Source organism: Pseudoalteromonas sp. CO342X, from assembly GCF_004208915.1.
In the GTDB taxonomy this organism is placed as follows: domain Bacteria; phylum Pseudomonadota; class Gammaproteobacteria; order Enterobacterales; family Alteromonadaceae; genus Pseudoalteromonas; species Pseudoalteromonas maricaloris.
The window spans coordinates 20,734-29,244 of the sequence record NZ_SGPH01000027.1 but is presented as its reverse complement, the minus strand read 5'-3'; the positions used below and the strand labels follow the sequence as shown (position 1 = coordinate 29,244).

The 8,511-nt window shown below is 43.2% G+C and carries 9 protein-coding genes and 1 pseudogene; 8 read left to right on the top strand and 2 right to left on the bottom strand.

The genetic code is table 11. From position 1 onward, the window contains the following. The 5 genes and pseudogenes from EXT47_RS23965 to EXT47_RS13285 form a co-directional block, all read left to right on the top strand. Positions 1-363 (top strand): annotated as a pseudogene (locus tag EXT47_RS23965) (hypothetical protein); the annotation flags it as partial. Then, a complete protein-coding gene (locus tag EXT47_RS24240; RefSeq protein WP_306419069.1) occupies positions 321-428 on the top strand; it encodes a hypothetical protein in 108 nt (35 codons plus the stop codon). The pseudogene EXT47_RS23965 and the gene EXT47_RS24240, both read left to right, overlap by 43 nt. Next, positions 425-850, top strand: a complete 426-nt coding sequence (locus tag EXT47_RS13295) for a hypothetical protein (protein ID WP_039491885.1) — start codon at positions 425-427, stop codon at positions 848-850. Before EXT47_RS24240 ends, EXT47_RS13295 begins: the two co-directional genes overlap by 4 nt. After that, positions 847-1,266: a tol-pal system YbgF family protein gene (locus EXT47_RS13290; protein ID WP_039491886.1), complete on the top strand. Its 420-nt coding sequence runs from the start codon at positions 847-849 to the stop codon at positions 1,264-1,266. The genes EXT47_RS13295 and EXT47_RS13290 overlap by 4 nt, the downstream gene beginning before the upstream one ends. A gap of 56 nt (positions 1,267-1,322) precedes the next feature. Then, a complete protein-coding gene (locus tag EXT47_RS13285) occupies positions 1,323-1,583 on the top strand; it encodes a hypothetical protein (protein ID WP_130126795.1) in 261 nt (86 codons plus the stop codon). A 784-nt stretch (positions 1,584-2,367) separates the two neighbouring features. On the opposite strand, the gene EXT47_RS13280 is transcribed toward EXT47_RS13285, so the two are convergent. Further along, complete coding sequence (locus EXT47_RS13280) at positions 2,368-3,486, bottom strand: DUF1570 domain-containing protein (RefSeq protein ID WP_039491888.1); 1,119 nt, start codon at positions 3,484-3,486, stop codon at positions 2,368-2,370. 229 nt (positions 3,487-3,715) lie between these two features. Between EXT47_RS13280 and EXT47_RS13275 the strand changes: the two genes are divergently transcribed. Then, entirely contained in the window at positions 3,716-4,468 is a 753-nt protein-coding gene (locus EXT47_RS13275; RefSeq protein WP_039491890.1) for an ABC transporter substrate-binding protein, read from the top strand. A 175-nt stretch (positions 4,469-4,643) separates the two neighbouring features. Here the strand turns inward: EXT47_RS13275 and EXT47_RS23850 are convergent, their stop codons facing one another. Continuing rightward, positions 4,644-4,787: a hypothetical protein gene (locus tag EXT47_RS23850; protein ID WP_165383814.1), complete on the bottom strand. Its 144-nt coding sequence runs from the start codon at positions 4,785-4,787 to the stop codon at positions 4,644-4,646. A gap of 237 nt (positions 4,788-5,024) precedes the next feature. On the opposite strand from EXT47_RS23850, the gene pdhR reads away from it, so the two are divergent. Together pdhR and aceE are read left to right on the top strand one after the other, a co-directional pair. Then, positions 5,025-5,774, top strand: a complete 750-nt coding sequence (pdhR, locus tag EXT47_RS13270) for a pyruvate dehydrogenase complex transcriptional repressor PdhR (protein ID WP_130126794.1) — start codon at positions 5,025-5,027, stop codon at positions 5,772-5,774. Between the two features lie 70 nt (positions 5,775-5,844). Further along, positions 5,845-8,511, top strand: coding sequence for a pyruvate dehydrogenase (acetyl-transferring), homodimeric type (aceE, locus tag EXT47_RS13265; RefSeq protein WP_130126793.1), 2,667 nt, complete (start codon positions 5,845-5,847; stop codon positions 8,509-8,511).

Here is an 8,511-nt window from a genome sequence, read left to right as displayed (position 1 = left end):
CGAGGCGTTACCGACAAGCCCACCAAAGCCAAAGCCGATGAGTTGGAGCCGCCAAAAGGGAATGAGCTGCCGGGGGCTAAAAACAATAGTTCAAATAATACAAAAACTAAGAAAGCTCGTAAGATATCGAACCGCTTGAAATACCTTGGAAAAACACCAAGTAAAACATCTCGCACTGGTAAAGAGGTCATTGCTAGGATGCGTAAAGAAGGTAAGATAAGAGATAAATTCGGTAAAACTCAGTTTAAAGACAGCAAAGGAAATTGGCACCCGCTGTCGCAAGCAGACATGGCACAAAGTCGAAAGAAGTTAGGAAGTGGATGCTTGACCCAAATAACTATACATTGGACCATTACAGCCTAAACCGTTCAGCGGGAGCTAAGTTAAAAGAAACCTATTTATCCCCAATTAATAAGTTGAAAAAATGAAAGAATTAGATGAAAGATTAAGTGATGAGATTAATGAAAAATTTAATCGTTCTCTGGAGTTTAGAGACAGAGGAAAAATAGATGAGTCATTTGTTGCAATGCAAGAAGCTATCGAATTAATCCCCTCACCGAAGAGCCAGTGGTCAGAATCATTAATTATTATTACTTCTGCTTGTGAACACTTTATTACGATCGAGAAGCTTGCTGAGGCCGAAGCACTAATTGATGAGTACTTAAATTCAGACTTTTGCATTTCATATGATGATAGCCCAAGCTTCATAAAAGGAATTATATTATTTGAAATGGGTAACTTTAAACAAGCATATGAATGGTTTGCTAAAGCCAATTCTATTTCACGGGGTAGATGCTTTGTAGAACAACCTAAGAAATACAAAACCTTCTTTAATGAGTATAACCAATGAATGTACATGACCAGATAGAAGAGTATTGCGAGCAAGGCAATGACCTTTTTGATGAAGAAGATTTTCAAGGCGCAATGACACTCTGGAAAAAAGCCTTCGATTTACTCGCTGATCCAGATGAAGATTGGGAGCAAGCCGTTTGGCTTAAAGTATCTATTGGGGATAGTTATTATATGCTTGATGAATATCAACAATCCCTAGATTCAATGCTGGATGCATTAAACTACCCTGAAGCACTCGACAACCCATTTATTCACTTTAGAGCTGGCCAGTGTCATTATCAGTTAGGTGATAAAGAGCGCAGTAAAAATGCTTTACTTAAGGCCTATATGTTAGCCGGAAAAGAAATTTTTGAAGATCATGGAGAGGACGGGCTTTTTTATTACGACTTTTTAAAGTCTGAAATCAAGTTATAAACCAGTTCTACGCAAAGGACAGCACATGACAGTTAGCATATACATCGTGCAATATCTTGTTCGATATATTTACCACAAAATTCAAGAGCCTTGGCTTAAGCTCCACACAAAATATCCCCCTTAAGGCGGGTCGCAGCCATCGCAGTGTTATCCAAAGTGATATAAAGCTCAAGGCAGACAACAACCTTACCATCACCGCCCCGGCGGGAAGTCAACTCATTCAAAGCCAAGGTAATATCACAGTAAAAGGCAGTGGCTTTGGCAACCTCACCCTTACAAGACGGTTGCACTATATCGGCTTAGGATTTGAGGATTGAGTGTGATGCTGGGGCGACGTTTTCTTGGTTCGTTCTTTTTTGTCGTTTTAAAAAAATGAACGAGGAGCGCATGGATGCGCTTTGATATTAAACATGGAGGTTTATTTTGCTAACGGCTGATAGCTCGAAATTTATCGTAAAGTCAGCCCGTCCTCCTGACAGTTTTCGACGCCCATTCATGGGCTGCGACTACCCGAAAAGCATAACTTCTCGGCGGGTAAAGCGCCTCCCACAACGCTATTTACACTGTGAGGCTGGAGCCGCTTTTGAGCTTATAAACTACTCTATTGCTACTGAGAAAGTGGAAATTCCACAAGCAACTTTATTCCCCCTCCATCACACCCGAAAATCCTAAGCCGATATGCAATGTGCCGATAGGATGTCGGCTAAGTCTTGTCTGGCATCATGGACGTGCCTTACAAGACGGTTGCACTATATCGGCTTAGGATTTGAGGATTGAGTGTGATGTTGGGGCGACATTTTCTTGGTTCGTTCTTTTTCGTCGTTTAAAAAGAATGAACGAGGAGCGCATGGATGCGCTTTGATATTAAACATGGAGGTTTATTTTGCTAACGGCTGATTTCTCGAAATTTATCGTGAATTCAGCCCGTCCACCTGACAGGTTTCGACGCCTATCCGTGGGCTACGACTACCCGAAAAGCACACTTCTCGGCGGGTGAACCGCCTCCCTACAAAACTATCTGCAATGCTAATTAGGAGGCTATGCTGATAGTTTTTTGTCATTGTTACAAACAGCTTAATTGCTATACCCTCATAGGAAGAGTTATTGCCATGCGCCACGTTGAATTTGGCGAGGTGTGTTACGCCATCCCTCAAATTGTGATTCGACGTTTTCATTAAAATTACGAAAGAGCTGCTCGATATTTTGTGCAGGTACAATATTGCACGGATTGCTGCTTTCTTGTCGTAAATACTCGAAAAAAGCGTTGCTGTTGTGCTCGACCATAAATCCCGTAAACAGGTAACTATTGGCATATAAGGTGGCACTTTGCATGGTTTGCCACTGATTTTCGCTATTGAATAGGGTGTTAATATCAAGTTTGGCAAAGCGCGATTTCAAAATTCCTTCTTTCGTCAACCAATCTTCGTCAGAGAGGTAAACCGAAAATTGACCTGTTTCGGTGATTCTTAGGTGCTCAAAATACTCGGCTAAGCCTTCCGTTACCCATCGAGGGGTTACGCCGAAATAGTAAAAAACGAGGGCGTGCACGGACTCATGAATGAGCGTTCTTAGCGTTTCTTCTTCTGTGCGACCGCCATTGATAACGCCTTGGTTTTGAAATAAAAAGTACATACCCAAGGTGCCTGCGGGCTCTGCATCGCGAGAGAGAATTAGTTCATTGTAGTCAGCGTCATTGGCGGCAATATGCATGTTCAACTGGATGGGAGATAAGGCTTTTTTGTGTGCTAGCTGGTTAAAAAAGTGCTTAAACATCATATACACCACGTTGAGGGCTTGCTGCGCCTGATACTCAACATAAGGGCTCACGGGCTCACCCGTTAGATTAAGTTTAAAATTTTCAATGTCGTTGAATTGCGTTTGCAAGGAAAATACTTCGCGCTTTAGTGCTCCACAGGTAGGTGTTGAGATATCGCTGAACATATTAACAATATCACTGTGCCCGTTTAGGTTATAAAAGGTTTTTTCTGGTATTTCAGGTAGCTGTTGTCTTGTTGCTTTTGGTGATGCAACCGTTAGGTGAGTAGTGGTGTCTGGCTGACTTAAATGTTTTTCGGTATGGGCGTCTAGCTGTATGCCTAATTCAGTCAATAAAGGCTTGATAGACCTTATCGAGTTTGCTGCTGCACTTGGGTAGATAAAATAAAGCGCAAACAATATCAGCGTGATGATAAGTAGTAGGACAAAGACCCGCCAAACCAAAGTGATATCCTTGTATAATACATGCCCAGAGACTCTGGTTATACTCGATTATCGGTAAACTTGGCAATGGGTAATTTGATTATCGGCTTACTCCCATGGCATTAAATAACATCTACTTTAGTGTGTCATAGCATATCGTTTGCATTATTTGCCATTCTTTTTTCTACAACAATGTACCCATAATCTAATTCGTTGCCTATACTTTTTGAAAAAATAACAGAGCATACAGATGAAAGTAGTTTGGCCGTTGATTTTACTGTGTTGTGTGGGAGGGAGTGCGAGCGCGCTTGATACTCAGGTGAATATTACGACGGGGCAATGGCCGCCGTACTTAGATCAAGCGAAACAAGATCAAGGCTGTGTGGCTGCTGTGATCCGAGATGTCTTTGCGCTCTCTGATATCAAAGTCCGGTTTTTATTTATGCCTTGGGAACGCGCCTATCAAGAGGGAATGAAGGCGGCTTACATTGGTAGTGCTTATTGGTATTACAGTGAGCAAAGGAGCAAAGACTATATTTACACTCAACACCCACTTACGGAAGAAACTGCACGCTTTTATCACCATCGAGATTTAGCGTTTACCTATACGAGTTACGCAGATCTTAAGCCATTTAGATTGTTGCTCAATCAAGGGTTAACTTATCCGCCTTCTCTGTTAGAGGCGATAGAGACGCTTGAAATCAAAACTTCATATGCCACGTATACCAGTAAAAATGTGGCACTGATCCTACGAAACCGTGCGGATATTATGATTATGGACGAAAAATCGGCGAAGTCCTATCAGCAGGAACTGCCAGCTGAAGAAGCGGAGTTATTAGCTGCGCAAGCGATCCCCGCTTTTATCCAAAAAGGCTATTTGCTTATCAATAAGCATCATAGTGAATATGTCGAGTTGTATAACGAAGGGCTAAAAAAACTATGGGCGGATGAAGACTATGTTGCTCAGTATCGTGCTCGCTGCTCTCGTGTGTTTACCGATTGATTGCTTTTTGGCTTTGCTAAAACCAAATAATGTCCTGATTCGTTGCGAAATCATTCATAAGTTAGAATCCAAATTTGTTTTTAATGTTTTGCATGGCCTGTTGCCTATTTTGACGGTATATAAAGCATAAAGAATGTTATTACACGTAAAGCCTAATAGTGTATTCAGTGGGATTTTAGAGCATGCTTTGCAGCCAACAATCGTAAAGACTATCTTGAATCGTCATTGGCCGCTTTAGATTAAGACTTGCCTTATCCAAACCGCCTTTCTGGCAGCTTGATTTTACGTTAAATGGTATATGTGCATCTGGTCTGACCATTTAAATCACCTTTTAAATTTGCCCGATTCTTGGTTAAAGTTTATGCACGCCAACTGTTGTTTTTACACTCAGCTAATTATTGAATTGGGCTGAATTTTGACAGTTGTCATGGATTTTGATAACGTATTGTGCAAATTTGGTATGACCAATTTACCTATGAAGTTAATTCTTACCAAATTGATTAAAATAAGTCAGCGATCTGGCTAGGTCACATCATAAAAAATTGGCGTTATTTCAATGTCTTTAAAGATTAAAGCAGCAAAATTATCCGACGTAATACTAGAACAGCTTGAGAATATGATCCTCGAGGGCTCGTTATTACCCGGTGCAAAGTTGCCGCCTGAGCGTGAACTAGCTAAGCAGTTTGAAGTGTCGCGTCCATCACTTCGTGAGGCTATCCAGAAATTGGAAGCTAAGGGGCTTGTTACCCGTCGGCAAGGTGGTGGCACGTATGTTAAGAATCAGCTAGAAGAAGGGCTGACTGATCCGTTATTCGACTTGATCAGTAAGCATCCAGAATCTCAGTTTGATTTACTTGAGTTTCGTCATGCATTAGAAGGCATCGCCGCCTACTATGCGGCATTCAGGGGCACAGAGAATGACTTTGCAAAGGTACAACAAAGCTTTGACAATATTGCAGAGATAGGTGATGACCTGATGCAAAAGGCAAGGGCAATTAATGCTTTTCACTTTGCCGTTGCAGAAGCGTCACATAACGTCGTCCTGCTTCATCTTGTAAAAGGGATGCAGTCACTGCTTGAGCAAAACGTGTTGCAAAACTTAACGGTCTTGGTGCAAAAATCAGACGTGAGTGAGCAGCTCGGTGAGCACAGAAAGTTGTTATTAGATGCGGTGATCAATGGTAACCCTGAACAAGCAAGACTTGCTAGTAACGCCCACTTAGCCTTTATCGAAGAAGCGTTATTAGAAGCCGGTAAAGAGCGTTCGCGAATAGAACGTTCACTGCGTAGAACAAAACAGCAGTAATCGGACTTGATTCAGTAAGAATTGGCACAAATAGAATAAATTCGTATTTTAAACATAAGGAACACTCCATATGTCTGAAGTCAATAAAATTGACGTAGACGCGCTAGAAACCCAAGAATGGTTACAGGCGCTTGAGTCGGTAGTAAAAGAAGAAGGCGTAGAGCGCGCTCAGTTCTTGTTAGAGCAAGTATTAGAGCAAGCGCGTCTTGATGGCGTAGATATGCCAACAGGCACTACGACTAACTATGTCAACACAATCCCAGCAGATCAAGAACCTGCGTATCCAGGGGATGTGAACCTTGAGCGTCGTATTCGCTCTATCATCCGTTGGAATGCTATTATGATCGTACTTCGTGCTTCGAAGAAAGATCTTGAGCTGGGCGGGCATATGGCCTCTTACCAGTCGTCAGCTGCATTCTATGAAATGTGTTTCAACCACTTCTTCCGTGCACCAAACGAGAAAGACGGTGGTGACTTAGTGTATTACCAAGGTCACATCTCTCCGGGCATTTATGCTCGTGCATTTGTTGAAGGCCGCCTAAGCGCTGAGCAGCTAGATAACTTCCGTCAGGAAGTAGACGGTAACGGTATTTCTTCATACCCACACCCTAAGCTAATGCCTGAATTCTGGCAGTTCCCAACGGTTTCTATGGGTCTAGGTCCAATCGCGTCTATCTACCAAGCGCGTTTCCTTAAATACCTAGATGGCCGTGGTCTAAAAGATACGTCTGAGCAACGCGTTTACGCCTTCCTTGGTGATGGTGAAATGGACGAGCCAGAATCACGTGGTGCGATTTCTTTCGCTGCCCGTGAAAAGCTAGACAACCTATGCTACCTAATCAACTGTAACCTACAGCGTCTTGACGGCCCAGTAATGGGTAACGGTAAGATCATCCAAGAACTAGAAGGCCTATTTAAAGGTGCTGGTTGGAACGTGATCAAAGTCGTTTGGGGTTCTGGTTGGGATAAGCTACTTGCCAAAGATACTACGGGTAAATTGCTGCAACTGATGAATGAAACAGTTGACGGTGATTACCAAACTTACAAAGCAAAAGATGGTGCCTTCGTACGTGAGCACTTCTTCGGTCGTTACCCAGAAACAGCAGCGCTTGTTGCTGATATGACTGACGACGAAATCTTCGCGTTGAAGCGCGGTGGTCATGAGCCATCTAAGCTATTTGCTGCATTTAAAGCGGCACAAGACACCAAAGGTCGTCCGACTGTGATCTTAGCTAAAACCGTTAAAGGTTACGGCATGGGCGCTGCGGCTGAAGGCAAAAACATTGCTCACCAAGTTAAGAAAATGGACATGACACACGTAGCACACCTACGTTCACGTCTAGGCCTAGATGACTTGGTATCTGATGAGCAATTACAAGAGCTACCTTACTTGACGCTAGAAGAAGGGTCAAAAGAGCACGAATATCTACATGCTCGCCGTAACGCGCTTCACGGTTATACACCTAAGCGTTTACCTAACTTCACAGAAACGCTTACGCTACCTGAACTAGATGCATTTAAACCGCTTCTAGAAGAACAAAAGCGTGATATCTCAACCACAATGGCATATGTTCGTGCACTTAATATCTTGTTAAAAGACAAGAATATCGGCAAGAGCATTGTTCCAATTATTGCTGATGAAGCGCGTACTTTTGGTATGGAAGGTTTATTCCGTCAAATCGGTATTTACAACCCGCACGGCCAAAACTACAGCCCAGAAGACCGCGATATCGTTTCTTACTATAAAGAAGCAACCTCTGGTCAGGTGTTACAAGAAGGTATCAATGAGCTAGGCGCGATGTCTTCATGGGTTGCAGCAGCAACGTCATACAGCACGAATGACCTACCAATGATCCCGTTCTATATCTACTACTCAATGTTTGGTTTCCAACGTGTAGGTGATATGGCGTGGATGGCGGGCGACCAACAAGCGCGAGGCTTCCTATTAGGGGCAACCGCTGGTCGTACAACGCTAAATGGTGAAGGTCTACAGCACGAAGACGGTCACTCACACATTCAAGCAGGTACAGTGCCTAACTGTATTTCTTACGACCCAACGTTTGCATTTGAAGTAGCGGTTATTCTGCAAGATGGTATTCGTCGTATGTACGGTCCAGAGCAAGAGAACGTGTTCTACTACCTAACGCTAATGAACGAAAACTACCATATGCCAGCAATGCCTGAGGGCGCTGAAGAAGGTATTCGTAAGGGTATTTACAAGCTTGAAAGCTACACTGGCGACAAAGCACAGGTTCAGCTAATGGGCTCGGGTACTATCCTGAACGAAGTACGTAAAGCGGCGCAGATCCTAAGCGACGACTACGGTATCGGTTCAGACGTATTCTCTGTAACGTCATTTAACGAGCTTGCTCGTGACGGTCAAGATGCAGAGCGTTTCAACATGCTTAACCCAGAAGCAGAGCAAAAAGTGGCTTACATCACCAGCGTACTTGGTGACGCGCCAGCAATTGCTGCTACGGATTACATGAAAAACTATGCTGATCAAGTACGTGCATTTATGCCGAGCGCATCTTACAAAGTGCTTGGCACAGACGGTTATGGTCGCTCAGATAGCCGTGAAAACCTACGTCGTCACTTTGAAGTAAATGCCGGTTACGTGGTAGTTGCTGCACTTGGCGAGCTAGTTAAGCAAGGCAAAGTTGAAAAATCAGTAGTGACTGACGCTATCAAGAAATTTGATATCGACACCACCAAAACTAACCCACTTTACGCATAA